The sequence below is a fragment of the Aeromonas sp. 1805 genome (assembly GCF_013085525.1).
Lineage (GTDB): Bacteria > Pseudomonadota > Gammaproteobacteria > Enterobacterales > Aeromonadaceae > Aeromonas > Aeromonas hydrophila.
This window is the reverse complement of the sequence record NZ_CP038515.1, coordinates 539748-566486: the sequence shown is the minus strand read 5'-3', so window position 1 is coordinate 566486 and position 26739 is coordinate 539748. Positions and strand designations below refer to the sequence as shown.

Below are 26739 nucleotides of genomic sequence, written 5' to 3'. Positions count from 1 at the left end.
GCCCGCGAGCCCCAATAGAAAAGGCCAGCAGATGCTGGCCTTTTGCAGTGAGTCTGGCGTTGCGGCTACTTGCGCACCACCAGCACGGGGCAGGGGGCATGGCGCACTACGGACTCGGCCACGCTGCCGACCAGCAGATGGCTGATGCCGGAGCGGCCGTGGCTGCCCATCACCACCAGATCGGCTTTCTCTTCCTTGGCCTGCACGACGATCTCGTCGGCGGCGCGACCGAAGCGCACCTCGAAGGTGGCCGGAATCGGCAGGCTGGCGATCAGCTCCTTCATCTGGCTCTTGGCCTGACGCTCCATCTCGTGGGTGATCTCGATGGCGGTCATGTGCAGGATCTTGTAGCTGTCGAAGCCGTGCAGTTGATCCACCACGTGGACCAGTTTGAGTTCAGCCTTGTGGCTCTGGGCCATGAATACGGCATAGTCGAGCACGGCCTGTGACATCTGGGAAAAATCGACCGGACAGAGCAGGGTTTTAATGGATGGCATATGAAGGCTCCCCTATGTTGGGTTACTAATGAATCTTATTGTCAATAATACCGATTCAGCGGGCAATAACCCTCGACTCGCTCGCAAAACCGGGAAAAAGAGGTGCGTTGCCGGCAGATCTTCATATCATGGGGAATGGCTTGGGCGCGGCTGCAAATGGCATCGCCTGCGGAGAAACGGTAAGACATGATTCGTTTGTTGCTTTCATTGACGTTGCTGATTTGCTGGCCGGGTCGGGCCGATCCCCTCTATGTCTATTGCGATGACTGGCCGGGCTTCTGCCAGCCGGATGGCAGGGGCGTCTATCTGGACATAGTGCGGGCCATCTATCAGCCCAACGGCTACCAGGTCATGCCGCGCATCGTGCCCTACAAGCGGGCCCTGGCGGTGATCGCCCAGAAAGGAGGTGATATGGCGATGGGGGTCTATCGGGATGAGGTGAGCGGCGTGCTGCAACCCCGCCATCCCGCCTCGGCCGATGATCTGACGGTGCTGATGCTCAAGAAGTGGCGGCCCCAGTGGCAAGGGGAGCACAGTCTGAGCGGGCAGGGGGTGGTGTGGCTGCGGGGCTGGGCCTTTGACAAGTACATACCTGTCTCCATGCGCTGGCACGAAATTGACAGCCACGACATGGCGCTGCAGTTGTTGGCCAAGGAGCGCTATCGCTACTACCTGACCGCCGGGGTGCTCTACTCGGCGGATTCCATTCCCGCCAACATGCAGCGTATCTTCCTGCGCTGGGTCCCGACCTATCCCATCTTTGCCGATACCGAGAAGGGACGCAGCCTGCAACAGCTCTGGGATCAAGGCATGGTCAATCTGGTGCGACACGGCACCCTGGCCGAGATCTACCGGCGCTACCAGCTCTACGACTATTACCGCGATTTCATCAAGCAGCAGGAGCAGAGGCTAACCCCTGGCAACTAAAGCGCCCTGCGTCGGGGGCTGGTTACCTGTTCAGGAACTTTTCTGTCAGCTTGCCGAGTTGCTGCGCAACTGCTTGGCCAGTCGGTCGTAGAGGATCACGTTGACCGAGGCCACCAGATTCATACAGCCCTTGGGTTGGCTATGTAGAGCCTCTGCTGCTTACTTGGCACGCAGCCGCTTGGCCAGCCGGTCGTAGAGGATCACGTTGACCGAGGCCGCCAGGTTCATGCAGCCCTTGGGTATGGTTACGTAGAACACCTGCTGCTTACTTGGCACGCAGCTGCTTGGCCAGCCGGTCATAGAGGATCACGTTGACCGAAGCGGCGAGATTCATGCAACCGTGAGTCGGGACATAGATCACCTCCTGCACCGCCTTGAAGCGGGCGGGATCCAGGGTACCGTCCTCCGGGCCGAAGATGTAGAAGGCGCGCGCCGGGTGCACATAGTCCGGCAGCGAGGTGGCCCCCTCGATCAGATCCACCAGCACCGGCGTGCAGCCGGCCGGCACCATCTCCATCAGATCGTCGACCCCGAGCAGGGGGATCTTCTCCACCATCTGCTTGGTATCGGTGGCGAAGCGGCGTGCCAGTTCGAAGCGGTTGCCGGTGTAGTAGACCTCGTCCGCCCCGTAGCAGCCGGCGGCCCGCATCACGGCCCCCACGTTCTCCGGTGACTTGGGGTTGACCAGCCCGATGCAGCAATAGCCTGCGTCGCCGTGCGCTTCCGGCTCGTCCCCCTGTGGTGGCAGGCATTCGTGGTCTGACTCTCTCATCTCGCTCTCCTCTGTGGCGGCGGCATTATAAGCCGTGCCCGCCGGCAAACGCAGAAAAAGTAGCAGATAGAGGTCGAGAGTCGCTTGCTTCCTATCGTCGAATTTTTGTGCGCAAGCCGACAATTTTTGCACGAGACGATGGCGGGTAAACGTTTTTCGGAAATAATGGACAAACGTTTGTAACTGGATGTTTGTCTATGACTGAACGTGAGCAAGAGATCCTCGCCCTGCTGCGCCAGGACCCCATGATTGCCCAGCAGGAGCTGGCGGACAGGCTCGGTATCAGCCGCTCGGCGCTGGCGAGCCACATCTCCAGCCTGATGCGCCAGGGCTATGTGCAGGGGCGCGGTTATGTGCTGCGCGAAGGACCCTACGCCGTGGTGATCGGCGGCGCCAACATGGATATCTGCGGCTGCAGCCACGACAACCTGCGCATCGGGGATTCCAATCCCGGCAAGGTGCGTACTTCGGCCGGCGGGGTGGGGCGCAACATCGCCGAGAACCTGGCGCGCCTCGGTACCGACACCCGGCTGCTGAGCGCGGTGGGCAATGATCAATACGGCCATCATCTGCTGGACGTGACCCAGCGCGCCGGCGTCGACGTGCGCCAGGTGCTGATGCTGGATGGCCAGGCGACCTCCTGTTACTTGAGCCTGCACGATGGCAGCGGCGAGATGAGCTGCGCCGTCAACGACATGGCGATCATCGAGCAGCTCACCCCGGCCCGGCTCACCCCCTTGAGCGGTTTTCTTGGCGCGGCCCGGCTCTGGGTGCTCGACACCAACCTGGCCACCCACACCCTCGACTGGCTGTTCGAGCGCCAGGGTGAGCACATCATCTTCGTCGACACCGTCTCGGTGGCCAAGGTGGAGAAGATCCGCCCCTGGCTGCACCGCATCCACACCCTCAAGCCCAACCGCAGCGAGGCGGAGCAGCTGTGCGGCTTCACCATCGCGGGGCCCGACACCTGGCCCATGGCGGCGGCCTGGTTCCACCGCGCCGGAGTGCAGCGGCTGTTCCTGAGCCTCGGCGATCAGGGGATTTTCTATAGCGACGGGGAGTGCCAGGGCCATCTGCCCGTGCTCGGCAGCCCGGTCGTCAACGTGACCGGCGGCGGCGATGCCTTCATGGCAGGGCTGGCCCACGCCTGGTTGCAGGAGCAGGGCATCATGGAGACAACCCGGTTCGCCCTCGGTTGCGCCGCCCTCACCGTCAATTGTTCCGATACCGTCTTTTCCGGCCTATCCAAGGCCGCCGTTGAACGCATGCTGGAGGAGTACCCATGTTGAACGCTTACCTCGATATCCAACCGGTCGTCGCTGAAGCCCTTGCTGCCGGCAAGCCGGTGGTGGCCCTGGAGTCCACCATCATCTCCCACGGCATGCCCTATCCGCAGAACGTAGAGACGGCGCGCCAGGTCGAGCAGGTGGTGCGCGACAACGGCGCCGTGCCGGCCACCATCGCCATCATCGATGGCCGCCTCAAGGTGGGTCTGGATGAGGGGGCGCTGGAAGCGCTGGGTCGGGCCGGTCATGCCGCCACCAAGTGCAGTCGCCGCGACATTCCCTTCATGCTGGCCAACAAGGGGCTGGGGGCGACCACGGTGGCCTCCACCATGATCATCGCTGCCATGGCCGGGATCCGAGTATTCGCCACCGGCGGTATCGGCGGCGTGCATCGCGGCGCCCAGGAGACCTTCGACATTTCGGCCGACCTGCAGGAATTTGCCCAGACCCCGGTGGCGGTGGTCTGCGCCGGCGCCAAGTCGATCCTCGACATCGGTCTGACCCTGGAGTACCTGGAGACCCAGGGTGTGCCGGTGATCGGCTACCAGACCGAGGAGCTGCCCGCCTTCTACACCCGCGAGAGCGGCTTCAAGGTGGATTACCGCCTCGAGAGCCCGGCGGCGATCGCCGAAGCGCTGCGCCTCAAGTGGGAGCTGGGACTGGCCGGCGGTGCCGTGGTGGCCAACCCGATCCCGACCCAGTTTGCCATGCCCAAGGCCGACATCGACGCCGCCATTGCCCAGGCACTGCGAGAGGCGGACGAGCAGGGGGTGAAGGGCAAGGAGTCCACCCCCTTCCTGCTGGCCCGGGTGTGCGAACTGACCGGCGGCAACTCGCTGGCAGCCAATATCCAGCTGGTACTGAACAACGCCGCCCTGGGGGCGCGCATCGCCGCCAGCCTGTAACGGCTCGTGGTGAATGAAAAATAGAGGGCCCACGGGCCCTCTTTTTTCATGTCGACTCGGTGAGCGACGGGGGCGTTATTGCAGCACCAGCCGACCGTGCAGCGGTTGCACGGGGCGGTTGTTGGGGTGGTGCATCACCGCCTTGAAGGCATCGATCTGGGCCTGGCTGACCTGCACCGGCTGCTTCATCACCAGCCAGCGCACCCCTTCCGAGCAGGGCGGGGTGGTCAGTGACCCGCTGAAGCGGTAGTAGTCGCGTTTGGCGGGCAGCAGTTGTTCGGCCGAGAGAGGTTCCTTGAAGGCGTGGCTCTCTCCCGCCTTGGCTGGCAGCACCTGCCAGGCCTGGCTCAGGGCAGCATTGGCCTGGCCCGGCTCGAACATCACCGCCACCACCGCCAGCTCACCCTTGGCGTTGGCATGCACCAGGTGCCCCTCCAGCGGATAGGAGTGGCCCTTGATGAGGTTTTCGCTGGGGGCGTGGAAGTGGAACTGCTTGAGCTCAAAGCGCATGCCGTCGAGCTCAAGGCTGCTGCCGGGGGCATAGTCGACCTGCACCGTGTGGCCGTTGTTGGTGACGCTGCGGCCCCCCGCCAGGTAGTGAAACTGCAGCGGGGCCAGCTCGGCCTCGACCAGACCGTCGAGGTTGACCGGCGACTGGTTGCTGCCTGCACACTGGCCAAATTCCGGAGTCAGTCTGGCCCACTGTGCCGGGCCGGCCTTACCGCTGTATTCCCAATGCGGGGTGGCGGCGAAGGCGGCGGGGCAGAGCAACAGGGCAACGGCCAACAGGGACTTTCTCATCATGCATCCTTATCTTGATTGAAAAGCACGGCGATCCGTTTCCTGCATTGACGAGGAAATAACGGAAGGCATCATCTGAATTGCGGGATACAGAAGGTCAGACGGTATTTTTATTATTGGCTGGGTGATCGCCGACGATATTTATGATGTATTCAAGATGAATCTAAATAATGGGCGGCCATGCCTGCATATTGAATAATCGCTTTATTCAATGACAGCAATCTAATTAATTGGCTGTCATCGCAGATGAATTTGCTCATAATTCATTCATCGGAATTCAGCTCTTTTTTGCCGCGCAAGTCCCCGCCACTAGTCCGTCTGCAATATATTAATTACTTGTTTTTAATGTGGTTTTTGTTGGTCTCATTTGATCTTGAACAAATAATGCACAGGCTTTCCCGGGCAGGCTGAGGCTGCTGTTATGCACAGCCACAAGGGAGAGAGAAAAAATGAATAAATATTGTCTGTTGCTGGCGCTGGGCCTGCCAGGGATGGGGTGGGCGAACGAGCCGATCCAGCCGGTGGAAGCGGCCAAGGTGAGCGCACCGGAAAAAGTCGAGCTGGGCAAGATGCTGTTCTTCGAACCACGACTCTCGAAATCCAACGCCATCTCCTGCAACTCCTGCCACAACCTGGCGACCGGCGGGGTAGACAACCAGGTCAGTTCCCTCGGCCACAAGTGGAAGGAGGGGCCGATCAACTCGCCCACCGTGCTCAACTCCAGCCTCAACTTCGTGCAGTTCTGGGATGGGCGCGCCAAGGATCTGCAGGCGCAGGCGGCGGGCCCCATCGAGAACCCGCTGGAGATGGCCTTCACCCACAAGCTGGCGGTGGAGACCCTGCACACCCTGCCCGAGTACCGGGCCCGGTTCAGCGCCGTGTACGGCAAGGCGGACTTCGGCATCGACGAGGTGACCGATGCCATCGCCGCCTTCGAGGAGACCCTGGTCACCCCCAACGCGCCGTTCGATCGCTGGCTGAAGGGGGATGCCAAGGCGCTGACCGCGCAGCAGCTGAAGGGCTATCAGCTGTTCAAGGATAAGGGCTGCACCGCCTGCCACAACGGGGTGGCCATCGGCGGCAACTCCTACCAGAAGATGGGGCTGGTCAAGCCGTTCAAGACCGACAACCCGGCCCAGGGACGCGGTGGGGTGACCGGCGAGAAGCAGTTCATCGGCTGGTTCAAGGTGCCGACCCTGCGCAACATCGAGCTGACCTACCCCTACTTCCACGACGGTTCGGTGTGGGATCTGAAGGAGGCGGTGCAGATCATGGCGGATATCCAGCTCGGCCAGACCCTGAGCGAGCAGGAGGCGGACGACATGACCGCCTACCTCAAGAGCCTGACCGGCGAGCAGCCGCAGATCGTGTTGCCTATTCTGCCGCCCTCCCAACCCGATACCCCCAGGCCTCAGGTCAAGAGCTGAGCGGGAGTGATGATTGCAGCGGAGCCACCGGCTCCGCTTTTTTGTTCCTATCTATCTGATAAGCCTCTCGAAGTTACTGCACTACACAATGACAAAAGGATGACAATCCCCCAGCTGGCGGCGCCGATTTTACCGATTTGCAGCCCTCTTCACATTTCCGACACGCTCACAATTTGTTCGATTGCCTTACTCATCCGACCCGGTGTCAAATCACTCCGCCTAATACAAGGAGTGGCATAATAATGAATAATATCAATAAATTAGTTCTGGCTATCGGATTCACTCTCACCACCTTCCCGAGCCTGGCGGCGGGCTTCCAATGCAAGGATCACGTCAAGCTCGGGGTGCCCAGCCAATCCAGTCAACTGCTGTGCCGGGACGGCTATGCCGCCGGTTACAACTACGACACCAAGGTCTCTGACTGGGTCTCTTATCGGATGACGGCCGCCAGCGCCCAGGGCCAGGTGCCGCGCAAGGATGCCTTTGCCGAGGACAAGGAGGTGCCGGTGCAGTTCCGCGCCACCCTGGCCGACTACAAGGGCTCCGGTTATGACCGCGGCCATCAGGCACCGGCGGCGGACATGCGCTCCACCGCCACCACCATGAAGCAAAGCTTTCTGCTGACCAACATGACCCCGCAGCTGCCGGCGCTCAACCAGGGGGCCTGGCGCATCCTGGAGGAGAAGACCCGGCAGTGGGCCATCGCCTATCAGGATGTCTATGTGATCACCGGCCCCATCTTCACCAACTCCGATGCCTCCATCGGCAACGGCGTGACCGTGCCCCACGCCTATTACCGGGTGGTGATGGATGTGGCCAACAAGGAGGCGATCGCCTTCATCCTGCCGCAGCAGAACGTGTCGGCCAGCAAGCTGGCAGACTACATAGTGACGGTGGATGCGGTGGAGGAGCAGACCGGACTGGACTTCTTCGCCGAGCTGCCGGATGAGCAGGAAGAGGCCATGGAGTCTCAGCTGATGGCCATGTGGGGCAACTGAGCCAGGCCATGAGCATCATGAAAACAGGGGCCGCGGCCCCTGTTTTCATTTGCTCAGTTCATCCCCGACCTTCTTGACGGTATCCCGGGTGCCGTGGCCGATCTCCCGGGTCACGTCGCGGGTGGTGTGGCCAATCTCGCGGGTCACGTTGCGGGTGGTGTGCCCCACGGTTCTGCCCGCCTCCTTGATGTCGGCGCAGCCGCCGAGCAGGCTGCCCAGGGTCAGGCCGAGGGCCATCAGGGTCATGCAGTCACGCCTCATGCCGTGCTCCTTCTCGTTTCATCATCATCTCCATGCCGATGGCGGCATTATGGCCTCGTGTGCAATGGGCGGGCAACCAGCAGGGTGTGGCCGGGCCCCGGGATCTCGTGCTCGGCCTCCACGTGAAAGTGGGCCTCGCGCAGGCACTGGTACAGCTGTTTGGAGTGGTAGAAGCGGCTGTTGCCGTTGGCCAGACAGGTGAAGTAGAGGGAGGTGGCGTTGAGACTGAAACTGGCGGCTTCAAAGGATTGTCTGTCCCAGAACAGCTCCAGGATGCAGACCCGGGCGTCCGGTTTCATGGCCAGCCGGACCCGGTTCAGGATGGCGACGATCTGCGCGTGGCTGAAGCAGTCGAGAAACTGGCTCATCCACCAGATATCCGCCTCGCCGGGCAGGGGGCCCGCTTGCAGCAGATCCACCGGGTGGCCATGCACCCGCGCCGCCAGCCCCGCCTCCTCGATGTTGCAGCGGGCCAGCGCCAGCTGCTCGGGCAAATCCAGGATGGTGACCTGCAGCGCCGGATCCCGCCTGGCGCAGGCGATGGCCCACTTGCCGGTGTTGCCGCCCAGATCGTAGAGGTGGCGCGGCTCGTAGCCGAACACCTTGTCCTGGGCCTGCTGGAAGGCCCAGTCGGAGTAGAAGTGATCGAAGGCGAACCAGCTGCGGCGAGCCGGTTCGGGCAGCTCGCTCAGGTGCGGGTAGAGGGTCTGCCAGGGGCCGAACTCCTGCAGACCGGCCGGGGTGCCGTCGCGGATGGCATCGAGCAGGTGGGCGAGGGGCTGATAGCAGACGTGCTGGGTGAAGTCGAGATTGACCCGGCTCATGGCGTCGTGCAACAGGTACTTGCCGACCCGGCCCAGCACATAGTGCTCCTCGCTCAGATAGCAGAGTCCGCCGCCGAGCCCCATGTCCAGCAGTACACCGGCGCCGTATTCGCTGAGCTGACACGCCTGGGCGATGTCGGCCAGCGCGGCCCCCCGCGAGCCGCGGGTCTCGAGATAGGCCAGCACCCCGGTTTCACGCAGGCACCAGCTGGCCTGAAACAGCATGGGCCCGAAGGCGATTTTCTGGGCCTCGCTGATGGCTTCCAGCGCGTTGTAGGGATCCGCCTGATAGTGATTCACGGGGTGGCTCCTGCCGGATCAGCGGCTCTGGGTGCGGGCGAGTTCCGCCTGAATGGCCTGGTTCAGACCCAGTACCCAGCGGTTATAACTGCGGTGAATGCTGCCCTTGCCTTTGTCGTCCAGATTGACGCTGCTCACATAATTAATGGAATAATCGCGAGCGCTATAAGGAATATTGATCACCGCCTGATGCTGGCGCACATTGACCTGGCCTCGAATTAGTCCTGGCTGCTCTTGGCGCATTACCCAGCTCTTGCTGATGCCGGCCGTAATAATGGCATTGGCCACCTGTTCTTCGGTCAGATTGAAGGGCACCGGATTGGCTGCCATATTGCGAATTGGCTGGCTGGTGGAGCAGGCGGCAAGCAGGGCACAAGCCAGCAGCAGGGATATTTTATTAATGAGTTTCATAATATTTTCCTTGGGAAGGATATTCATCAATTTGGGCGTGGCAATGAGACAACACAAATAGTTTATTTTCAATCACCAAGGCGGTTGATAATCTGCGCTGGCTATTATTTTTGATGAATAATGGTATTATCCGCCGGTATTAAGCCGATGACGCCATTCAATGTCGTGGAGCAGGCACTGCCCGCCGGGTGAGTGCCTTTTATCGTCTTCGCGTCCACCCATCGATGTAAGGACAGGTTGCCCGAAACATGCTCTCTTTCTCGCTGCTGGATAGCCAGGCCCTGTCACCCGGTCTGGCCGATGAGGCTGCCTGGCAGGCGTGGGCGCAGCAGGGCCGCTGGCCGGTCGACCCGCCGTTTCCCGCCACCCCCTTGCTGCCGATGATGATGGCGCGCCGCCTGAGTCAGGGGGCCCGGCTGGCGGTGCAGGTGGGGCTGAGCCTGCTGGCCCGCCACCAGATAGACAGTGCCGTCTTCGTCAGCCGCCACGGCGAGCTGGCCCGCTCCATGACCCTGCTGCAGGCGCTGGCGGACGGGCAGGCGTTGTCGCCCACCGATTTCTCCATGTCGGTACACAACACCGCCGCCGGGCTCTGCTCCATTCAGGGCAAGGCCGCCATCCCCATGACCTCGCTGGCCGCGGGGGAGGACAGCCTGATGGCGGGCCTGACCGAAGCGGTCTGCGCCCTGCAGGCCGGTGCCCGTCGGGTGTTGCTGGTGGCCTTCGAGGGGCCGGTGCCCGCGTTTCACCGCCCCTGGTTGGCGGAGGAGGCGCCACCCCACGCGCTGGGGCTGGTGCTGACGACGGGCGACCAGTGGCGCTGCGCGGGGGCGCATCGTACCGTCGAATCGGTCGCCCGCCCGCAGCCGCAGAGTCTGGCCTGCTGGCGTGCCCTGCTGCGAGGCGAGCCGACCCTGATCCTCGCTGACGACCGTCAGGAGTGGAGATGGCAGCGTTGCTGAACCGGGGCTGGCGACTGATCGGCACGGCTCTGGGCTTCACCCTGTTCGGGGTGGGGGGCTTGCTGCTCTCCCTGTTCTGGTTTCCGCTGCTGGCGCTCTGTCTGCGCGGCGAGCGGCGCCGTACCCTGGCCCAGCTCACCATTCGCCACAGCTTTCGGCTGTTTCTCGGCGTGCTGCGCGGCTGGGGAGTGCTCGATTACCGCGTGAGCGGCATGCCCGCCCACTTGCGCGGTGCCCTGGTGGTGGCCAATCACCCCAGCCTGCTCGATTACGTCATGCTGGCGGCCGAGATGCCGGTGTGCGACTGCATCGTCAAGCAGTCCCTCTGGCGCAACCCCTTCATCGGCGGTGTAGTACGGGCCGCCGACTACCTGCCCAACGTGGCCGGCGAGGATCTGCTGGCCCTGTGCCAGGCGCGGATCCGGGCCGGCGGCCTGCTGCTGGTGTTCCCGGAGGGAACCCGCACCACCCCGGGCGAACCCATCAAGCTGCAGCGCGGCGCGGCCCAGCTGGCGGTGCGCAGCCAGGTGCCGTTGCAACTGGTGCGGATCCACTGCAGCACCCGATTTCTCACCAAGCAGGACAAATGGTTCAAGATCCCGGAAAATAAGCCGATTTTCACCATAGAATTCCTGCAGCAAGTGGCGGCGGACGAGGTGGTCGCCACCGGCCAGAGCTGTGCGCTGGCCGCCCGCCAGTTGACCCGGTTTCTCACCCAGGCCCTGCAACCGGGGCCTCAATGACAGCATGTGGAACAGTTATGCAAGACCTGCATCTAGAGATAAAACAACTCATCATCGACAGCCTCAACCTCGAGGGGCTCACCCCTGACGACATCGACAGTCAGGCGCCGCTGTTCGGTGACGGCCTGGGGCTGGACTCCATCGATGCGCTGGAGCTGGGCCTTGCCATCAAGGGCCGCTACGGCATCGTGCTCTCCGCCGAGGATGAAAACACCCGTCGTCATTTCGCCTCCGTCACGGCGCTGGTCGCCCTGGTGCAGGCCCAGTCGAAAGGGGAGGCCTGAGCCATGACCCGTGACGACATCTTTGCCCAGATCAAGGCTGCCCTTGTCGAGCTGTTCGAGGTCGACGAAGAGGCCATCACCCCCGAGGCCCGTCTCTATCAGGATTTCGAGCTCGACAGCATCGACGCCATCGATCTGGTGGTGCACCTGCAGAAGCTGACCGGCAAGAAGATCAAGCCGGAAGAGTTCAAGTCGGTGCGCAGCGTCAACGACGTGGTGGATGCGGTCGAGCGTCTGCTGGCCGACGCCTGATGCCGGTGCACGCCCAGCTATGATGCGCTGGCTCTCCTGGCTGGCCGGTGGTGCCCTGCTGCTCTACCCGCTGGCGGTCTACTGGGGGCTGACCCACGCCGGTCAGACCCCGCTGCTGCTCGGTCTGCTGCTCATCTTCTCGCTGCGACTCTTGCCCGGCCTGCTCAAGGGGCGGGTCCGGCTCGGCCCCTTGCCGGAATGGCTCTGGCTGGGCCGCCTGCTGGCCTGCATCGGCTTGGGGCTGACCCTGCTGTCTGCCCTGTTCAGCGCCCGGCACTGGCTGCTCTACTACCCGCTGGCGGTGAGCCTGGCGCTGCTCTGCCTGTTCGGCTGGAGCCTGACTCGTCCCATGAGCCTGGTGGAGCGGCTGGCCCGCCTGCAGGATCCCGCTTTGCCGCCGGCAGCCATCGGCTACACCCGGCGGGTGACCCAGGTCTGGTGCGGCTTCTTTGTCATCAACGGCGCGCTGGCGGCCTTCACCATCTGGCACGGGGATCTGGCGCTCTGGAGCCTCTACAACGGCCTCATCAGCTACGCCCTGATGGGCGGTCTGATGGGCGCTGAGTATCTGGTGCGCCGCCGCCTGCTCAAGAGGCTGGCCCCATGACCCTGCTGCAAACTATCTGGCTGCGGGACGGCGAGCGCGTGGTGGCGTTCGGCCCGGATGGCGAAGTGACCCTGGCCGAGCTGCGTCGTGGCAGCCTGCAGCTGGCGCAGGCCATGGCCCGTCTGGCCGGCCCAGATCGGCCGGGCATGCGCTGGGCACTCTGTTTCGATGACAGCCTGCTGTTTGCCCAGGCGCTGCTCGCCTGCGCCCTCGGCGGGCACCGGGCCATCCTGCCGGGCCATCAGCGGCTGGCCGGTCTGCAGGCGCTGCAGAGCCAGTTCGACGGCCTGCTCACCGACGGCGAGCTGCCGGGGGCGGCGCTCACGGCGGCGCAGCTCAGGCTGCCGTTGCTGGTGGCGGATGACGAGCCGGAGGCAGACGGCGCTGCCCTGCCGCCTGAGCGCCTCGATCTTACCCTGTTCAGCTCCGGCTCCACCGGCGAGCCCAAGGCGATCCCCAAGGCCTGGCCCCAGCTGGAGGCGGAGTTGCGGGTGCAGATGGCGCTGTGGGGCGAGCGGCTGGCGGGCACCCGGGTGCTGGCCAGCGTCAGTCACCAGCACATCTATGGCCTGCTGTTTCGTATTCTGTTGCCGCTTGGTCTCGGCCGCCCCTTTGATCGCCGCAGCATCGACTACCCGGAGCAGCTGGCGCTGCAAACGGCCCCCTGGTGCCTGATCGCCTCGCCAGCATTTCTGAGCCGGCTCGATCCGACCATTGCTGCCGCCGGCTGCCGGCTGATCGTCTCCTCCGGCGGTCCCCTGCAACCGGGCGATGCCCAGCAGGCCAGACAGCTGTTCGGTCAGCTGCCGGTGGAGATCTTCGGCAGCAGCGAGACCGGCGGCATCGGCTGGCGTCAGCGCCACCAGGTACAGACCCCCTGGACGACGCTGCCCGGGGTCGAGGTGCGAGTCGGCCCGGAGCAGGGTCTGCTGCTGCGCTCCCCCTTCCTGCCAACGGCGGAGTGGCTCGCCTGCGCCGATCGCATCGCCTTGCACGAGGGCGGTTTCGAGCTGCTGGGCCGCCAGGATCGGGTGGTCAAGCTGGAGGAGAAGCGCATCTCCCTCGACGAGGTGGAGGCGCGCCTGCAGGCGCTGGCGGAGGTGGAGGCGGCCGCTGTGCTGCCCCTGCAACAGGGCCAGCGCCAGATCCTCGGCGCCGTGCTGGTGCTGAGTGAATTGGGCACCGCCCGCTGGGCCGAGCTTGGGCCCGGGCGTTTCCTGCTGGCCCTGCGCCAGCAGCTGCGTCCCTGGCTCGAGCCGGTCGCCCTGCCGCGCAGCGTGCGCCGGGTCGAGCAGATGCCTGTCAACGCTCAGGGCAAGCGGCCCTGGCCACAACTCAAGGAGCTGTTCGATGAGCCTCTCGGTTGATTCTCTGCCAGCGAACACCTTGCCCACCGTGCTGGCCTGCGAGACGCTGGCCGACGGGGTGTGCCTGCAACTGCGGCTCGATCCCGATTTGCCCTGGCTTGCAGGCCATTTTCCCGGTGTGCCCCTGCTGCCCGGGGTCACCCAGATCCACTGGGTGATGCACTACGCTGCCTGCCTGCTCAAGCTGGCGCAGCCGTTTCACGGGGTGGATCAGCTCAAGTTCCAGCGCCCCCTGCGCCCCGGGGCCGAGTGCAGCCTGCACCTGCAGTGGCAGGCGGACAAGGGCCAGCTCCTCTTTCAGTACCTGCTCGGCGATGAGCCGGCGAGCAGCGGCCGGGTGCGGCTGATCCCATGACGCCCTGCATTCTCATCCCCTGTTACAACCACGCCGGCCCGCTGGCCGCCGTGCTGGCACGGCTGGCCGAATACGGGCTGCCCTGCCTGCTGGTCGACGATGGCAGCGAGCCCGTCGCCGCCGCCGAGCTGGCTGCGCTGGCTGCGCGTTACCCCTGGGTTACCCTGCTGCGCCACCCCCACAACCAGGGCAAGGGTGGTGCCGTGATGACGGGGCTGCGCCGCGCCCATGAACTCGGCTTCAGCCACGCCCTGCAGGTGGATGCCGACGGCCAGCACGATCTGGCGGACATTCCGGCCCTGCTGGCCGAGGCGGACAAGCACCCGGCGGCGCTTGTCTCCGGCCGTCCGCTCTATGATGATTCCGTGCCCAAGGGGCGCCTCTACGGCCGCTACATCACCCATGTCTGGGTCTGGATCGAGACGCTGTCGTTCGCCATCAAGGACAGCATGTGCGGCTTTCGGGTCTATCCGCTGGCGGCCACCTGCGCGCTGCTCGAACGGGTGGCGCTCGGCCGGCGGATGGATTTTGACACCGAGGTGATGGTGCGCCTCTACTGGGCCGGGGTGGCGGTGCGCTTCGTGCCGACCCGGGTCATCTATCCCGCCGATGGCAGCTCCCACTTCCAACTCTGGCGCGACAACCGCGATATCTCCTGGATGCACACCCGGCTGGTGTGCCGCCTGCTGTGGGATCAGCTGCTGCGCCTCTGCCGCTGGCCCCGCCGCCTCGGCACCCGGGCGGCGCAGTTGTGGCGCGAGCGGCGCACCCACTGGTCGCGCACCCCGGAGCGGGGATCCCTGCTCGGCATGCAGATCATGCTGACCAGCTACCGTCTGCTGGGGCGGCGCGGGTTTTCCCTGCTGCTCTATCCGGTCATCGGCTACTTCTGGCTGACCGGCCGGGCCCAGCGCCAGGCATCCCAAGCCTATCTGGCCCGCCTCGAGTCCTTCGCCGATGCGAGCGGTGTGGCGCTGCCCCCTGAGCCAAGATCGAGCTTTCGCCACTTCCTGCGCTTTGGCGAGGCGGCGCTCGACAAGCTGGCGGGCTGGCGCGGTGATATCACCGAGCAAGAGGTGGAGCTGGTGGGGGCGGAGCACTACCAGGCGGCCATCAACAGCGGTCAGGGCGTGCTGCTGCTGGGCTCCCACCTCGGCGATCTGGAGCTGTGCCGCGCCCTGGGCAGCCGCAAGCAGGGGCTGCGCATCAACGCGCTGGTGTTTACCCGCCATGCGGCCCGCTTCAATGCCCTGCTCAAACAGATCAACCCGGATTCGCACCTCAATCTCATCCAGGTGCAGGAGCTGGGGGCCGATACCGCCATCCTGCTCAAGGAGAAGTTGGAGCGGGGGGAGTGGGTGGTGATCGTCGGCGATCGCACCTCGGTGACCCGGGAGAAGCGGGTGATCTGGGCCGACTTTCTCGGCGCGCCGGCGCCCTTTCCGCTCGGCCCCTTCGTGCTCAGCAGCGTGCTGGGCTGCCCGGTCTACCTGATGTTCGGCCTCAAGGAGCAGGGCCGCTTTCGGGTGCATTTCGAGCCCTTTGCCGACGGCCAACCCCTGCCACGGCAAGGGCGCCAACAGATTCTTGCGTCCCGGGTGCAGGCCTATGCCGATCGCCTGCAGCATCACTGCCTGCAGGCCCCGCTGGACTGGTTCAACTTTTTTGATTTCTGGCAGCTGACCGATGAACAAGAGTGAGATGAGAAGGGTCACCTTCGGCGCCGAGCCGCTGACCATAGAGGACGTGGTGGCACTGGCCGAAGGGCGCGCCACCCCCGCACTGAATCCGGATCCCGCCTTCATGGCCCGCATCCAGCGGGGCGCCGACTTTCTCGACCGGCTGCTGGCCGAAGAGGGGGTCATCTACGGGGTGACCACCGGCTACGGCGACTCGGTGACCCGGCCGGTACCGACCGAGCTGGTGGCCGAGCTGCCGCTGCACCTGACCCGCTTTCACGGCTGCGGGCTGGGGGCGGATCTCGAACTGGATGCCGGTCGCGCCGTGCTGGCGACCCGGCTCTGCTCGCTGGCGCAGGGGGTCTCCGGGGTCAGCCCGGCCTTGCTCGAGCGGCTCTGCTGGCTGCTGGAGCAGGATCTGGTGCCGCGCATTCCGGAAGAGGGGTCGGTGGGCGCCAGCGGCGATCTCACCCCGCTCTCCTACGTCGCCGCCGTGCTGGTGGGGGAGCGTGAGCTTCATCATGATGGTGTGCTGCGCCCCGCCGCCGAGGTCTATCGGGAGCTGGGGGTCACCCCCCTGACCCTGCGGCCGAAAGAGGGGTTGGCGCTGATGAACGGCACCTCGGTGATGACGGCACTGGCCTGCCTCGCCTACGCCCGCACCGACTACCTGATGCGGCTGGCGACCCGGATCACCGCCCTGGTGAGCGTCGCCATGGGGGGCAACGCCTTCCATTTCGACGAGCGGCTGTTTGCCGCCAAGCCACACCCCGGCATGCAGGGCATCGCGGCCTGGCTGAGGGAAGATCTGGTGGCCGGCGAGCTGCCGCGCCACAGCGACCGGCTGCAGGACAGATACTCGTTGCGCTGTGCCCCCCACGTCATCGGGGTGGTGGCCGACAGCCTGCCCTGGTGGCGCCAGCTCATCGAGAACGAGCTCAACAGCGCCAACGACAACCCGCTGATCGATGGCGAGGGGGAGCACGTGATGCACGGCGGCCACTTCTACGGTGGCCACATCGCCATGGCGATGGACAGCATGAAGGCGGCCGTCGCCAACCTGGCCGACCTGCTGGATCGCCAGCTGGCCCAGCTGGTGGACAGCAAGTTCAACGGCGGTCTGCCGAGCAACCTCTCCGGCGCGCCAGAGGGGCGGCAGATGATCAACCACGGCTTCAAGGCGGTGCAGATCGGCGTCTCGGCCTGGACCGCAGAGGCGCTCAAGCAGACCATGCCCGCCAGCGTCTTCTCCCGCTCCACCGAGTGCCACAACCAGGACAAGGTGAGCATGGGCACCATAGCGGCGCGCGATGCGCTGCGGGTGCTGACCCTGACCGAACAGGTGGCGGCCGCCTGCCTGCTGGCGGCGGTGCAGGGTGTGGAGCTGCGCCTGGCCCGGCCTACCCCCTTCACCCGTCCGCTTGGTACGGCGCTGGCCGCCATGGTCGCGCAGGTGCGGGCCGAGTTCGCCCTGCTGCTGGAAGATCGGGGGCTCGAGCCCGAGCTGAGGGCGCTGATCGCCCGCATTCGCCAGCGCCACTATCCCCTTTATGGGCCGAACCGGAACTGAGACAAGGTCACTATTGATGAGACAAGCCATGCAGAATGAACCCTGGCAGATCAGCGCCGAGATCGAAGTGACCATTCCGTTCCACGATGTGGACATGATGGCGGTTGCCTGGCACGGCCACTACTTTCGCTACATCGAGCTGGCCCGCTGCGCCCTGCTCGATCTCATCGACTACAACTACCCGCAGATGGAGGCCTCCGGCTACCTCTGGCCCATCATCGACACCCGGATGAAGTACCTGGCGCCGCTGCGCTTCGGCCAGCGGGTGCGGGTGCGCGCCACCCTGACCGAGTACCAGAACCGCCTGAAGATCGACTACCTGCTGAGCGACGCTGCGAGCGGCACCCGCACCAGCAAGGGTTACAGCATCCAGGTGGCGGTCAGCAAGGCGAGCGGCGAGATGTGCCTGGCCTCGCCCCAGGTGCTGCTGGACAAGCTGGGGGTGAGCCAATGAGCCGGCTGACAAGGCCGCTGCTGGCCGGTCTGTTCCTGCTGCTGACATGGCCGCTGCAGGCGGCGCCCCTGAGCCGGGCCGAGGTGCAGCAGTTGCTCGCCCTGAACGAGGCCAAGCAGGCCAGTTTCGAGCAGGAGAAGCAGGTGGCGGGGTTGAGCCAGCCGCTCAAAGCCTCCGGCGAGCTGCTGCTGGTGCGCGATCAGGGGCTCTGGTGGCAGCAGCAGAAACCCTTCCCGCTGACCCTGGTCCTGACGCCGACGCGCATGGTGCAACAGATGGCGGGCCAGCCCGCCACCGTCATCGACAATCCCCAGCTGCTGGAGTTCAGCCAGATGCTGCTGGCGCTGTTCGGCTCGGACGAGGCGACCCTGAGCCGCTACTTCAGCATCGATTTTCACAGCACGGAGGCGGGCTGGCAGCTGGTGCTGGTGCCGACCCTGGCACCGCTCGACAAGGTGTTTGCCAGCCTCACCCTGAGCGGACAGGGGCAGCTGGATCAGCTGCTCATCGCCGACAAGCAGGGTGACAGCACCCGCATCCGCTTCACCGCCTGGCGGGATCGCGCCCTGCCGCTGACCCCTGAGGAGCAGGCCCGCTTTGCTGCCCACTAGCACGATGACGCGCCAGCGCGGCGCCCCCGCCGGGACGAGGAGAGCCCCTCTTGCTGCAAGCTGAAACCACCTGGCGCTGGCTCTCCTGGCTCTGGCTGCTGCTCAGCGCGCTGGCGCTGGCGCTGCTCGGCTGGCAGCTCTCCCACAGCCGCATCAACACCAGCCTGATGGACCTGCTGCCCCACGAGGAGCGCTCCGCACTGGATCCCGCCCTGCGTGAGGGCTTGTTGCGCCAGGTCGACAGGCAGCTTGTCTGGATGCTGAGCCTGCCGGCAGGGCAGGATGGCCAGGCCGCGGCGCAGGCGTGGGCAAACAACCTGCAGGCCCTGCCCGAGCTCAGCGCGGTACGCGCCGCCCAGCCGGAGCTGGCCTCCGCCTGGCAAGGCTTCATCTATGACTATGGCTGGCAGCGCCTCGACGAGGGCAGCCGGGCGCGGCTGGCTGCGGGGCCAGAGGTCTGGAGCCAGTGGGTGCTCGGCCAGATCTACAGCCCCTTTGGCGGCGTCTCTCGCACCGAGTGGCAGGCGGATCCCCTGCTGCTGACCCGGGCCGCGGTGCAGGGACAGATGGCCAGTCCCCTGCGCCTCGACCACGGCTGGCTGATCAGCCGGGACGAGGCCGGGCGGCAGTGGTATCTGCTGCGCGCCGAGCTGGACTTGTCGGCCTTCGATCTTGCCCGCAACAGCGAGCTGCTGAGCCGGCTCAACGAGGCGGAGCAGCGCCTCAAGACCGAGTTTCCGGGCGTGGAGCTGCTGCGCCGTGGCACCCTCTTCTACAGCCAGCATGCCAGCGAGCTGGCCCAACAGGACATCTCCACCATAGGGTTTGGCTCCACGGTCGGGGTCTTGCTGCTGATGTGGCTGGCGTTTCGCTCGTTGCGGGCGCTCTGGATCTCCCTGCTGCCCATCGCCGTCGGCCTCGCCTGGGGGGTATTGGCGGTGCTGCTGTGGTTTGGCGAGGTGCACATGTTCACCCTGGTGATCAGCTCCAGCCTGGTCGGCATCATAGATTACGGGATCCACTTCCTGACCGAGCGGCGCCTGCATGGCCGGCAGGAGAGCCCGCACCAGACCCGTGCCCGCCTGCTGCCCAGCCTGTCGATGGCACTGTTCGCCACCCTGGTCGGCTATGGCCTGCTCTGGCTCGCTCCTTTCCCCGGCCTGCAGCAGATGGCTCTGTGCGCCCTGGTGGGGCTGACGGCGTCGTTCATTACCGTGCTCTGCCTGTACCCGCTCTGGCTTGGGGAGTTGCCCCAGCGGGAGGCGCGTGTGCTGGTGCCGATGGCGCTCTGGCTCAGATGGTGGCGCGAGTGGCGTCTCTTGCGCTGGGGCGTGCCCCTGCTCTGGCTGGCCCTGATCGGCGCGGGCGTGAGCCGGCTGGCCGTCGATGACGACATCGCCCGCCTGCAACCGCTGCCCGTCGAGCTGCAGGCCCAGGAGCGGCAGATCCAGCGCCTCACCGGCCAGCAGGGGGGCATGACCGGCTTCCTGGTGACGGCGGCCGACGGTGAAACGGCGTTGCAGCGGCTCGAGGCCATGAGCCGCAAACTGGCCGAGGCCAAGGCAGAGGGTCAGCTGACGGGCTTCGTGTCACTGGCCCAGTGGCTGCCCTCGCTGGCACGCCAGCAGACGGATCACGCCGCCCTCACGGGTCTGTTGCCAGAGGTGGTGACGCGACTCAACCAGGCCGGGGTGCCGGTCAAGGCCGAGCCTCGCCCCTGGCATCCTCTGACCCCGCAGCACTGGCTGGCCAACCCGGTCAGCGAGGGCAGCCGGCTGCTGTGGCATACCATGGCCGATGGCCGGGTGGCGCTCTGGCTGCCGGTCAACGGCGTGACGGATGTTGCCGCCGTGGCAGAACTGGCAGAGGGGCAGGAGGGGGTGTTCTGGCAGGATCCGCGCAATCAGTGGAGCCAGCTGTTCGCCCACTACCGGGTCAAGCTGACCGAACTGCTGCTGGTGGCGATCGCCCTGGTGGGAGGGCTGCTGTGGGCCCGCTTCGGCTGGCGCAAGGGGGGGCGAGTCCTGCTGATCAGCGGGTTTTCGCTGGGGGCCGGGCTGGCCCTGCTGGCTGCCTGCGGCCAGCCGCTCACCCTGTTCGGCGTGCTGGCCATGAGCCTCATCTTCGGCATCGGCATCGACTACAGCCTGTTTTTTGCCTACAGCGGCGGGGATCCTCTGCGCCAGCGCTCGACCATGTTCGCCATCCTGCTGGCCAACCTGACCACCCAGCTCTCGTTCGGTTTGTTGGCGCTGAGCCACACCTCTGCCATCGCGGGCTTTGGTCTGGTGCTGAGCGGCGGTATCTTTACCGCCTTCCTGTTGTCGCCTCTGGTGCTGGATAAACAGGGATTGGACAAGCCGGCATGTACCCCGCCGGTGCGCGACCACCGGGAGCAGGAGCAACCATGAGACCACTGTTCGCCTTTATCATTCTCTTGCTGGCAGGCTGTAGCAGCCAGCCGACCCCCACCGCTTATCTCGACAAGGGGACGGTCATGACGCTGCCGGCCCCCGTGCTGGCCGCCCCTTTCTATCGCCAGCAGCTGTTGACTGCCAGCGTGGGGGAGAGCACTCACCAGCTGATGACGGTGCTGGAGGCCGACGGCCGCCAGCTGACCCTGGTGGGGCTGACCCCGAGCGGGGTGCGGCTGTTTCTGGTGCGCTATGACCAGCAGGGGATCTCCACCCGCCAGCTCAGCCCGCTGCTCACCACCGGCATGCCGCCGGTGAGCCAGGTGCTGGCAGACGTGATGCTCTGCTACTGGCCGCTCGCCAGCTGGCAGTCGCAGCTGCCACCGGGCTGGACGCTGCGCGACGAAGGGCCGCTGCGCCGGCTGCGCGCCCCCGACGGCACTTTGGTGACCGAAATCCGCTACCGCGACGTCGACGGCGTGCGCGAGCCGGTCGGCTTGCAGCAGCACGTGTTCCACTACCGTCTGCAACTGGAGACCCTGAGCCAATGAGCTGTTATATCGCCGCCTATGGCCTCGTCTCGGCATTGGGGACGGGGCGCGATGCCAGCGCCGAGGCGCTGCTGGCCTGGCAGCAGTCGGGCGTGAGCCCGCTGGATCGCCACCGGGCGCCGCTGCTGGATGGCCGCCAGACCCCGGTGGGGCGAGTGGAGGGCGAGTTGTCGGCCATACCGGCGGCGCTGGCCCCCTACGCTTCGCGCAACAACCAGCTGCTGCTGGCGGTGCTGGCCCAGGTGCAGCCCGCCCTCGACGAGGCGCTGGCAATGCATGGCCCCGCGCGGGTGGGGCTGGTGCTTGGCACCAGCACTGCCGGGATCGGCGAGGCCGAGCTGGCGGTGGCCGCCGCCCGACGCGGGGAGGCCGTGCCGCCCGCCTTTGACTATCGTCAGCAGGAGCTGGGCTCGCCGTCCGAATTTCTGGCCCGTCATCTGGGCCTGACCGGGCCGGCCTGGACTATCTCCACCGCCTGCTCCTCCAGCGCGCGCGCCTTCATCAGCGGCCAGCGGCTGCTGGCGGCCGGGCTGGTGGACGCCGTGCTGGTGGGCGGCGCCGACAGCCTGTGCGGGCTCACAATCAACGGCTTTGACAGCCTGGAGTCCCTCAGCTGTGCGCGCTGCCAGCCGTTTGATGAGGCGCGCCAGGGGATCAATATCGGCGAGGGGGCGGCGCTGTTTCTGCTGAGTAACATGCCTGCACCGCTGGCGCTGCTGGGGGCGGGGGAATCGTCCGATGCCTGGCACATCTCGGCGCCCCATCCAGACGGTATCGGCGCCGAGGCGGCCATGCAGATGGCGCTGGCCCAGGCGGGCCTGACGCCGGCGCAAGTGGGCTACGTCAACCTGCACGGCACCGCCACCCGTCTCAACGACGCCATGGAGAGCCAGGCGGTGCATCGGCTGTTTGGTGCCGAGGTGCCCTGCAGCTCCACCAAGCCGCTCACCGGTCATGCCCTGGGGGCGGCGGGGGCCATCGAGGCCGCGCTCGCCTGCCTGCTGCTGGAGCGCGCTCTGCCGCTGCCGCCCCAGCGGGTGACGACGCCGGATCCGGCGCTGGCGCCCATCCAGCTGGTGAGCGGTGAAGTGCCGCTCGCGGCGCCCCGGGTGCTCTCCAACTCCTTTGCCTTCGGTGGCAACAATGTCAGCCTGCTGCTTGGGAGCGTCCACCATGAATGAGCCAAGTTCACTGCCCGCCATCGAGACCCTGCTGCCCCACCAGGCCCCCATGCTGCTGCTGGACAGGCTCTGCACGGCGGATGCCCAGCAGGCGCGCTGCGAGACCCGCATCGGTGCCCGCCATGCTCTGCTGCTGGATAGTGAGGGCAACCTGCCCGGCTGGGTCGGCATCGAGCTGATGGCGCAGACCATCGCCGCCTGGGCCGGCATGCAGGGGCGTCTGCGCGGCGAGCCGGTGCGCATCGGCATGCTGCTCGGCAGTCGCAAGTATCGCTGCCTGCGCCCCGCCTTTGCGGCCGGCAGCCTGCTGACCATCGAGGTTTGCTGCCTGTTGCAAGACGGCGGCATGGCCAGTTTTGATTGCCGGATCCTGCTGGCGGGAGAGGAGTGCGCCCAGGCGCGACTCTCCACCTACCAGCCGAGCCCCGGCGAATTGTCCGATTTGTTAGCCTGAGGAAGCTTCATGATCTCTAGCGTATTGGTCACGGGCGCCAGCAAGGGGATAGGCCGCGCCATCGCCCTCAAGCTGGCGGCCGACGGTTTTTCCATCGTGGTGCACTACCACAGCGATCGGGCCGGGGCTGAAGCCACCCTGGCCAGCCTGCAGGCAGCCGGTGGGCAGGGGCGCCTGCTTCAGTTCGACATCGCCGATCGGCAGGGCTGCCGCGCGCAGCTGGAGGCCGACATGGCCGAGCACGGCGCCTATTACGGCGTGGTCTGCAACGCCGGCATCATCCGTGACGGCGCCTTCCCCGCCCTCACCGACGAGGAGTGGGACGGGGTGCTGCACACCAACCTGGACGGCTTCTACAACCTGCTCAAGCCCTGCATCATGCCGATGATCGGCCTGCGCCGGGGTGGACGCATCGTGACCATCTCCTCGGTGTCCGGGCTGATGGGCAACCGGGGCCAGGTCAACTACAGCGCCGCCAAGGCGGGCATCATGGGCGCCACCAAGGCGCTGGCGCTCGAGCTCGCCAAGCGCAAGATCACGGTGAACTGCGTGGCCCCCGGCCTCATCGACACCGGCATGGTGGACGAAGAGGTGAAGGCGGAGGCGCTGAAGCTGATCCCGCTCAAGCGGATGGGGCAGGCCGACGAGGTGGCCGGGCTGGTCTCCTACCTGATGTCCGACATCGCCAGCTATGTCACGCGCCAGGTCATCTCCATCAACGGAGGCATGGTATGAAGCGGGTCGTGGTAACCGGCATGGCCGGGGTGACCGCCTTCGGGCAGGATTGGCCGAGTGTGCGGGCCCGCCTGCAGGCGGGGCGCAACGCCGTGGTGAACATGCCGGAGTGGGCCATCTACGACGGCCTCAACACCCGGCTGGCGGCCCCCATTCCGGACTTCACGCTGCCGGCTCACTATCCGCGCAAGAAGACCCGTGCCATGGGGCGGGTGTCCCAGCTGGCGACCGTCGCCAGCGAGCTGGCGCTGGCGCAGGCAGGGCTGCTGGACAACCCGGCGCTCACCGACGGGCGTACCGGCATCGCCTACGGCTCCTCCACCGGCAGCACGGATCCCATCCGCGCCTTCGGGGTCATGCTCAACGACAAGAGCACCGCCAGCATCACGGCCACCACCTATGTGCAGATGATGCCCCACACGGCGGCGGTCAACACCGGGCTGTTCTTCGGCCTGCGCGGGCGGGTCATTCCCACCTCCAGCGCTTGTACCTCTGGCAGCCAGGGCATCGGTTATGCCTATGAGGCGATCAAGCACGGCTATCAGACCCTGATGGTGGCCGGCGGGGCGGAGGAGCTCTGCCCGTCGGAGGCCGTGGTGTTCGATACCCTGTTTGCCACCAGCCAGATGAACGACAACCCCGAGCTGGCACCGCGTCCGTTTGACCGGCAGCGGGACGGGCTGGTGATAGGCGAGGGGGCCGGCACCCTGGTGCTGGAGGAGCTGGAGCATGCGCAGGCGCGCGGCGCCACCATCCTCGCCGAGCTGGTGGGCTTTGCCACCAACTGCGATGCGGCCCACGTGACCCAGCCCCAGCAGGAGACCATGCAGCTCTGCATGGAGATGGCGCTGGCCCAGGCCGGGCTCGCGGCCGCCGACATCGGCTACATCAGCGCCCACGGCACCGCCACCGAGCGCGGCGACATCGCCGAGAGCCACGCCACCGCCGCCATCTTCGGCGACCGCACCCCCATCTCGTCGCTCAAGAGCTACTTCGGCCACACCCTGGGGGCCTGTGGCGCCATCGAGGCCTGGCTGGCGCTGGAGATGATGCAGGAGGGGTGGTTTGCCCCCACCATCAACCTGAGCGAACCGGACCCGGCCTGCGCCCCGCTCGATCACGTGGTGGGCAGCGGCCGCACGCTGGCGGTGGAGTACCTGATGTCCAACAACTTCGCCTTCGGCGGCATCAACACCTCCCTCATCTTCAAACGCTGGCCCTGAGTGTCGGTGCCCTGCCTGGCAGGGCGCCGGTACAGGCTGGGTTTAGCCTTGATGAATTAATATGCCCCCCGTTTTTTTCGGGAGGCATCATGTCTTTGTTATCTGGTTTTTCTTGTGCCGCCGCGCGGCTGCGTGTCCTGCAGGGCGTTCTGTTATCCAGCTTGTTGTGGGCGCTGGCCGCCCCCGCCATGGCCGATGATGAATTTCGGCTGGGCAAGACCATTCTGCTCGGGGTCGGCGATCATCCCGCCATCATTCCCATGCTCGCCTGCCGGCCGACCAAATCCATCATGGTCAAGGCTGGGCGGGAATTGACCCTGGAGCGGGTCAAGGTGTTTTATGGCAACGATCGCAGCAAGACCCTCTATTTCGACAAGGATCTGAAAGAGGATCAGGAGTCGGGGTGGAAATCCCTCGGTAGCCGGCTCTGCATCAAGCGGATCGAGGTGTACGGCAATTCGGAAGGGAGCAAGGCCGGGGTCAAGGTATACGGTCGCAAATAAGCAAAGGGCGGGGCAAATCCCCGCCCAGCTTTTATTTCTTTGGACGGAACGGCTTGATGACGGTCTCGTCGCACTCGAGATAGGGGCCTTCCATCAGGTCGATGCAGTAGGGGATGGCAGGGAAGACTGCATCCAGGCACTCGCGGATCGACTTGGGTTTGCCCGGCAGGTTGACGATGAGCGAGCTGCCGCGCAAACCGGCGGTCTGGCGCGACAGGATGGCGGTCGGCACGAACTTGAGGGATTCGGCCCGCATAAGCTCGCCAAAGCCCGGCATCATGCGATCGCACACCGCCTCGGTGGCCTCCGGGGTGACGTCCCGCTTGGCCGGCCCGGTGCCGCCGGTGGTGACGATGAGACTGCACTGCTCCTGGTCCGCCAGCCGGATCAGGGTCGCTTCGATCTGCTCCTGTTCATCGGGGATCACCTGATAGACGGGCTCCCACGCCGAGGTCAAATATGCGTTCAGCGTGTCGATGATGGCCTTGCCGGACAGGTCTTCATAGATGCCTGCACTGGCGCGATCGCTGACGGTGACGATACCGATTCTTGCCTTGCTCATGGTCTGCTCTTGGTTGCCGCTATAAGTGGCAAATAAAATAACATAATCAGCAAGATATGTTAAACCAGCCGGATGGTGGCGCGAAGGCGAGCGTCAAATGGCAAGCCATATTGGCAGCCTCCTTTCAATAAGACATAACATCGGCATATTGCCGTGCCAAAAATGTATAAACGAACCCGCCATCGATATTCAGGAATAATCGGTTGATCCATAACGAATAACCCGCCTGAGGTCCGGCAGCGCCGTCATCTTTTGGCGCAAGAGGAGGAGAAAGCAGGCTCGGCGGATTGAACCGCGGCGGGGTTCGGCTTATATAACTCCATATGCGATTGGTGAAAATATGAACCGATTGTTGTTGTTTGAGTATCACCATGCAGCGGCTGGCCGCGGGAGGGCATATGGAGTTGCCTGATTTTGATACCTTGAAACGGTTGGCGGTGGCGGAGCCCGAGCGGCTCGACGAGTTGCTGCAGCAGCAGATTGAGGGGCTGATCGACCGGGTCAGCCCGCAGCAGCAAATGCGTCTGCGCGGCCTGCAATTTCGCATCGACTGTCAGCGTCAGCTGGCCAAAAACAACCTGGACAGCTGCATCCGGATTGCCGCCATGATGCACGACTCTTTTTATTCCATGCGCTGTGAAATGGTTCATCTCAATGATCCTGATTACGCTGAACCACTACCGGAATATAAGGAGAACAATGTCCTCTATTTCAGCGATTATTACCGCAAGAAAAAATAATATTATTCCCGAGTAATTATTGAAATATATCCCCGTTATTCTGCACCGTTGCCGGGTGAGGCCGGCTGGCCAACGTTGTATAG

32 protein-coding genes and 1 pseudogene are annotated in these 26739 nt (G+C 65.1%); 24 read left to right on the top strand and 9 right to left on the bottom strand.

Annotated features, from left to right (window positions below; translation table 11 throughout):
- Nucleotides 1-65 precede the first annotated feature (65 nt).
- Nucleotides 66-497, bottom strand: a complete 432-nt coding sequence (locus E5E96_RS02565) for a universal stress protein (protein WP_011707183.1) — start codon at nt 495-497, stop codon at nt 66-68.
- A gap of 186 nt (nt 498-683) precedes the next feature.
- Here E5E96_RS02565 and E5E96_RS02560 point away from each other — a divergent pair, with 186 nt between their 5' ends.
- Nucleotides 684-1424, top strand: coding sequence for a hypothetical protein (locus E5E96_RS02560; protein WP_011707182.1), 741 nt, complete (start codon nt 684-686; stop codon nt 1422-1424).
- 45 nt (nt 1425-1469) lie between these two features.
- Here the strand turns inward: E5E96_RS02560 and E5E96_RS22810 are convergent.
- From E5E96_RS22810 to E5E96_RS02550, 3 genes and pseudogenes are all read right to left on the bottom strand, one after another.
- Nucleotides 1470-1556, bottom strand: a pseudogene (locus tag E5E96_RS22810) (RNA methyltransferase); the annotation flags it as partial.
- A 27-nt stretch (nt 1557-1583) separates the two neighbouring features.
- A complete protein-coding gene (locus tag E5E96_RS02555; RefSeq protein WP_162902080.1) occupies nt 1584-1682 on the bottom strand; it encodes an RNA methyltransferase in 99 nt (32 codons plus the stop codon).
- A 7-nt stretch (nt 1683-1689) separates the two neighbouring features.
- On the bottom strand, nt 1690-2196 hold the full coding sequence (locus E5E96_RS02550) for an RNA methyltransferase (protein ID WP_171281496.1): 507 nt from the start codon (nt 2194-2196) through the stop codon (nt 1690-1692).
- Between the two features lie 197 nt (nt 2197-2393).
- Between E5E96_RS02550 and E5E96_RS02545 the strand changes: the two genes are divergently transcribed.
- Both E5E96_RS02545 and E5E96_RS02540 read left to right on the top strand, forming a co-directional pair.
- Nucleotides 2394-3485, top strand: a complete 1092-nt coding sequence (locus tag E5E96_RS02545; RefSeq protein ID WP_024943589.1) for a PfkB family carbohydrate kinase — start codon at nt 2394-2396, stop codon at nt 3483-3485.
- Nucleotides 3479-4387, top strand: coding sequence for a pseudouridine-5'-phosphate glycosidase (locus E5E96_RS02540; RefSeq protein ID WP_171281495.1), 909 nt, complete (start codon nt 3479-3481; stop codon nt 4385-4387). Before E5E96_RS02545 ends, E5E96_RS02540 begins: the two co-directional genes overlap by 7 nt.
- Nucleotides 4388-4462: 75 nt before the next feature.
- On the opposite strand, the gene E5E96_RS02535 is transcribed toward E5E96_RS02540, so the two are convergent.
- Complete coding sequence (locus E5E96_RS02535; RefSeq protein WP_171281494.1) at nt 4463-5188, bottom strand: carbonic anhydrase; 726 nt, start codon at nt 5186-5188, stop codon at nt 4463-4465.
- 449 nt (nt 5189-5637) lie between these two features.
- Here E5E96_RS02535 and E5E96_RS02530 point away from each other — a divergent pair, with 449 nt between their 5' ends.
- Both E5E96_RS02530 and E5E96_RS02525 read left to right on the top strand, forming a co-directional pair.
- Nucleotides 5638-6615 (top strand): cytochrome-c peroxidase, encoded by a 978-nt coding sequence (locus E5E96_RS02530; protein WP_011707168.1) that lies wholly within the window; start codon nt 5638-5640, stop codon nt 6613-6615.
- Between the two features lie 242 nt (nt 6616-6857).
- A complete protein-coding gene (locus E5E96_RS02525) occupies nt 6858-7613 on the top strand; it encodes a DNA/RNA non-specific endonuclease (RefSeq protein WP_011707167.1) in 756 nt (251 codons plus the stop codon).
- A gap of 45 nt (nt 7614-7658) precedes the next feature.
- On the opposite strand, the gene E5E96_RS02520 is transcribed toward E5E96_RS02525, so the two are convergent.
- Genes E5E96_RS02520 through E5E96_RS02510 form a run of 3 tightly spaced genes read right to left on the bottom strand, consistent with a single transcriptional unit; the run spans nt 7659 to nt 9481 of the window.
- Nucleotides 7659-7874, bottom strand: coding sequence for a hypothetical protein (locus tag E5E96_RS02520; RefSeq protein ID WP_017409353.1), 216 nt, complete (start codon nt 7872-7874; stop codon nt 7659-7661).
- Nucleotides 7875-7921: 47 nt separating this feature from the next.
- Nucleotides 7922-8998: a methyltransferase gene (locus E5E96_RS02515; RefSeq protein ID WP_171281493.1), complete on the bottom strand. Its 1077-nt coding sequence runs from the start codon at nt 8996-8998 to the stop codon at nt 7922-7924.
- Between the two features lie 18 nt (nt 8999-9016).
- Nucleotides 9017-9481 carry a hypothetical protein gene (locus tag E5E96_RS02510; protein WP_011707164.1) on the bottom strand — a complete coding sequence of 155 codons (465 nt, stop codon included), beginning with the start codon at nt 9479-9481 and terminating at the stop codon, nt 9017-9019.
- A 176-nt stretch (nt 9482-9657) separates the two neighbouring features.
- Here E5E96_RS02510 and E5E96_RS02505 point away from each other — a divergent pair, with 176 nt between their 5' ends.
- The 18 genes from E5E96_RS02505 to E5E96_RS02420 all read left to right on the top strand — a co-directional run bounded on the left by E5E96_RS02505 (nt 9658) and on the right by E5E96_RS02420 (nt 25354).
- Nucleotides 9658-10371: a beta-ketoacyl synthase chain length factor gene (locus E5E96_RS02505; protein WP_171281492.1), complete on the top strand. Its 714-nt coding sequence runs from the start codon at nt 9658-9660 to the stop codon at nt 10369-10371.
- Nucleotides 10356-11114: a lysophospholipid acyltransferase family protein gene (locus E5E96_RS02500; protein WP_171281491.1), complete on the top strand. Its 759-nt coding sequence runs from the start codon at nt 10356-10358 to the stop codon at nt 11112-11114. The genes E5E96_RS02505 and E5E96_RS02500 overlap by 16 nt, the downstream gene beginning before the upstream one ends.
- Nucleotides 11115-11131: 17 nt before the next feature.
- Entirely contained in the window at nt 11132-11398 is a 267-nt protein-coding gene (locus E5E96_RS02495; RefSeq protein WP_029299230.1) for a phosphopantetheine-binding protein, read from the top strand.
- Between the two features lie 3 nt (nt 11399-11401).
- Nucleotides 11402-11650 (top strand): acyl carrier protein, encoded by a 249-nt coding sequence (locus E5E96_RS02490; protein ID WP_171281490.1) that lies wholly within the window; start codon nt 11402-11404, stop codon nt 11648-11650.
- A 19-nt stretch (nt 11651-11669) separates the two neighbouring features.
- Nucleotides 11670-12257, top strand: a complete 588-nt coding sequence (locus tag E5E96_RS02485; protein WP_016351791.1) for a hypothetical protein — start codon at nt 11670-11672, stop codon at nt 12255-12257.
- The gene (locus E5E96_RS02480; RefSeq protein ID WP_171281489.1) at nt 12254-13624 is read left to right on the top strand and encodes an AMP-binding protein; all 1371 of its coding nucleotides are present in this window, start codon (nt 12254-12256) and stop codon (nt 13622-13624) included. The genes E5E96_RS02485 and E5E96_RS02480 overlap by 4 nt, the downstream gene beginning before the upstream one ends.
- Nucleotides 13608-13979 (top strand): hydroxymyristoyl-ACP dehydratase, encoded by a 372-nt coding sequence (locus E5E96_RS02475; RefSeq protein ID WP_171281488.1) that lies wholly within the window; start codon nt 13608-13610, stop codon nt 13977-13979. The genes E5E96_RS02480 and E5E96_RS02475 overlap by 17 nt, the downstream gene beginning before the upstream one ends.
- Nucleotides 13976-15679 carry a glycosyltransferase gene (locus E5E96_RS02470; RefSeq protein WP_171281487.1) on the top strand — a complete coding sequence of 568 codons (1704 nt, stop codon included), beginning with the start codon at nt 13976-13978 and terminating at the stop codon, nt 15677-15679. Before E5E96_RS02475 ends, E5E96_RS02470 begins: the two co-directional genes overlap by 4 nt.
- Nucleotides 15666-17228: a histidine ammonia-lyase gene (gene hutH / locus E5E96_RS02465; protein ID WP_171281486.1), complete on the top strand. Its 1563-nt coding sequence runs from the start codon at nt 15666-15668 to the stop codon at nt 17226-17228. The genes E5E96_RS02470 and hutH overlap by 14 nt, the downstream gene beginning before the upstream one ends.
- Before the next feature lie 28 nt (nt 17229-17256).
- Nucleotides 17257-17682 carry a thioesterase family protein gene (locus E5E96_RS02460; protein ID WP_011707154.1) on the top strand — a complete coding sequence of 142 codons (426 nt, stop codon included), beginning with the start codon at nt 17257-17259 and terminating at the stop codon, nt 17680-17682.
- Nucleotides 17679-18293, top strand: a complete 615-nt coding sequence (locus E5E96_RS02455) for an outer membrane lipoprotein carrier protein LolA (RefSeq protein ID WP_139393661.1) — start codon at nt 17679-17681, stop codon at nt 18291-18293. Before E5E96_RS02460 ends, E5E96_RS02455 begins: the two co-directional genes overlap by 4 nt.
- A 50-nt stretch (nt 18294-18343) precedes the next feature.
- The gene (locus E5E96_RS02450; RefSeq protein WP_171281485.1) at nt 18344-20704 is read left to right on the top strand and encodes an MMPL family transporter; all 2361 of its coding nucleotides are present in this window, start codon (nt 18344-18346) and stop codon (nt 20702-20704) included.
- Nucleotides 20701-21258 (top strand): DUF3261 domain-containing protein, encoded by a 558-nt coding sequence (locus E5E96_RS02445; RefSeq protein WP_042065886.1) that lies wholly within the window; start codon nt 20701-20703, stop codon nt 21256-21258. Before E5E96_RS02450 ends, E5E96_RS02445 begins: the two co-directional genes overlap by 4 nt.
- Nucleotides 21255-22439 (top strand): beta-ketoacyl-ACP synthase, encoded by a 1185-nt coding sequence (locus E5E96_RS02440; RefSeq protein ID WP_171281484.1) that lies wholly within the window; start codon nt 21255-21257, stop codon nt 22437-22439. Before E5E96_RS02445 ends, E5E96_RS02440 begins: the two co-directional genes overlap by 4 nt.
- Nucleotides 22432-22893, top strand: coding sequence for a hotdog family protein (locus tag E5E96_RS02435; RefSeq protein WP_171281483.1), 462 nt, complete (start codon nt 22432-22434; stop codon nt 22891-22893). The genes E5E96_RS02440 and E5E96_RS02435 overlap by 8 nt, the downstream gene beginning before the upstream one ends.
- 9 nt (nt 22894-22902) lie before the next feature.
- The gene (locus E5E96_RS02430; protein WP_029299248.1) at nt 22903-23628 is read left to right on the top strand and encodes a 3-ketoacyl-ACP reductase FabG2; all 726 of its coding nucleotides are present in this window, start codon (nt 22903-22905) and stop codon (nt 23626-23628) included.
- Nucleotides 23625-24851, top strand: a complete 1227-nt coding sequence (locus tag E5E96_RS02425) for a beta-ketoacyl-ACP synthase (RefSeq protein WP_171281482.1) — start codon at nt 23625-23627, stop codon at nt 24849-24851. Before E5E96_RS02430 ends, E5E96_RS02425 begins: the two co-directional genes overlap by 4 nt.
- A gap of 164 nt (nt 24852-25015) precedes the next feature.
- Nucleotides 25016-25354, top strand: coding sequence for a DUF2541 family protein (locus tag E5E96_RS02420; protein ID WP_017409337.1), 339 nt, complete (start codon nt 25016-25018; stop codon nt 25352-25354).
- Nucleotides 25355-25385: 31 nt separating this feature from the next.
- On the opposite strand, the gene mog is transcribed toward E5E96_RS02420, so the two are convergent.
- Complete coding sequence (mog, locus tag E5E96_RS02415; RefSeq protein WP_016351777.1) at nt 25386-25916, bottom strand: molybdopterin adenylyltransferase; 531 nt, start codon at nt 25914-25916, stop codon at nt 25386-25388.
- Nucleotides 25917-26314: 398 nt separating this feature from the next.
- On the opposite strand from mog, the gene E5E96_RS02410 reads away from it, so the two are divergent.
- Entirely contained in the window at nt 26315-26656 is a 342-nt protein-coding gene (locus tag E5E96_RS02410) for a DUF3135 domain-containing protein (protein ID WP_017409336.1), read from the top strand.
- The last annotated feature ends 83 nt before the right edge of the window (nt 26657-26739 follow it).

Coding starts and splice junctions, on each gene's coding strand:
- E5E96_RS02455 (WP_139393661.1), top strand. CDS start 17,679: ATGAGCCGGCTGACAAGGCCGCTGCTGGCCGGTCTGTTCCTGCTGCTG.
- E5E96_RS02470 (WP_171281487.1), top strand. CDS start 13,976: ATGACGCCCTGCATTCTCATCCCCTGTTACAACCACGCCGGCCCGCTG.
- E5E96_RS02480 (WP_171281489.1), top strand. CDS start 12,254: ATGACCCTGCTGCAAACTATCTGGCTGCGGGACGGCGAGCGCGTGGTG.
- E5E96_RS02410 (WP_017409336.1), top strand. CDS start 26,315: ATGGAGTTGCCTGATTTTGATACCTTGAAACGGTTGGCGGTGGCGGAG.
- E5E96_RS02485 (WP_016351791.1), top strand. CDS start 11,670: ATGATGCGCTGGCTCTCCTGGCTGGCCGGTGGTGCCCTGCTGCTCTAC.
- E5E96_RS02520 (WP_017409353.1), bottom strand. CDS start 7,874: ATGAGGCGTGACTGCATGACCCTGATGGCCCTCGGCCTGACCCTGGGC.
- E5E96_RS02430 (WP_029299248.1), top strand. CDS start 22,903: ATGATCTCTAGCGTATTGGTCACGGGCGCCAGCAAGGGGATAGGCCGC.
- hutH (WP_171281486.1), top strand. CDS start 15,666: ATGAACAAGAGTGAGATGAGAAGGGTCACCTTCGGCGCCGAGCCGCTG.
- E5E96_RS02545 (WP_024943589.1), top strand. CDS start 2,394: ATGACTGAACGTGAGCAAGAGATCCTCGCCCTGCTGCGCCAGGACCCC.
- E5E96_RS02560 (WP_011707182.1), top strand. CDS start 684: ATGATTCGTTTGTTGCTTTCATTGACGTTGCTGATTTGCTGGCCGGGT.
- E5E96_RS02445 (WP_042065886.1), top strand. CDS start 20,701: ATGAGACCACTGTTCGCCTTTATCATTCTCTTGCTGGCAGGCTGTAGC.
- E5E96_RS02425 (WP_171281482.1), top strand. CDS start 23,625: ATGAAGCGGGTCGTGGTAACCGGCATGGCCGGGGTGACCGCCTTCGGG.
- E5E96_RS02565 (WP_011707183.1), bottom strand. CDS start 497: ATGCCATCCATTAAAACCCTGCTCTGTCCGGTCGATTTTTCCCAGATG.
- E5E96_RS02440 (WP_171281484.1), top strand. CDS start 21,255: ATGAGCTGTTATATCGCCGCCTATGGCCTCGTCTCGGCATTGGGGACG.
- E5E96_RS02460 (WP_011707154.1), top strand. CDS start 17,257: ATGCAGAATGAACCCTGGCAGATCAGCGCCGAGATCGAAGTGACCATT.
- E5E96_RS02475 (WP_171281488.1), top strand. CDS start 13,608: ATGAGCCTCTCGGTTGATTCTCTGCCAGCGAACACCTTGCCCACCGTG.
- E5E96_RS02490 (WP_171281490.1), top strand. CDS start 11,402: ATGACCCGTGACGACATCTTTGCCCAGATCAAGGCTGCCCTTGTCGAG.
- E5E96_RS02495 (WP_029299230.1), top strand. CDS start 11,132: ATGCAAGACCTGCATCTAGAGATAAAACAACTCATCATCGACAGCCTC.
- E5E96_RS02505 (WP_171281492.1), top strand. CDS start 9,658: ATGCTCTCTTTCTCGCTGCTGGATAGCCAGGCCCTGTCACCCGGTCTG.
- E5E96_RS02550 (WP_171281496.1), bottom strand. CDS start 2,196: ATGAGAGAGTCAGACCACGAATGCCTGCCACCACAGGGGGACGAGCCG.
- E5E96_RS02435 (WP_171281483.1), top strand. CDS start 22,432: ATGAATGAGCCAAGTTCACTGCCCGCCATCGAGACCCTGCTGCCCCAC.
- E5E96_RS02530 (WP_011707168.1), top strand. CDS start 5,638: ATGAATAAATATTGTCTGTTGCTGGCGCTGGGCCTGCCAGGGATGGGG.
- mog (WP_016351777.1), bottom strand. CDS start 25,916: ATGAGCAAGGCAAGAATCGGTATCGTCACCGTCAGCGATCGCGCCAGT.
- E5E96_RS02540 (WP_171281495.1), top strand. CDS start 3,479: ATGTTGAACGCTTACCTCGATATCCAACCGGTCGTCGCTGAAGCCCTT.
- E5E96_RS02535 (WP_171281494.1), bottom strand. CDS start 5,188: ATGAGAAAGTCCCTGTTGGCCGTTGCCCTGTTGCTCTGCCCCGCCGCC.
- E5E96_RS02525 (WP_011707167.1), top strand. CDS start 6,858: ATGAATAATATCAATAAATTAGTTCTGGCTATCGGATTCACTCTCACC.
- E5E96_RS02500 (WP_171281491.1), top strand. CDS start 10,356: ATGGCAGCGTTGCTGAACCGGGGCTGGCGACTGATCGGCACGGCTCTG.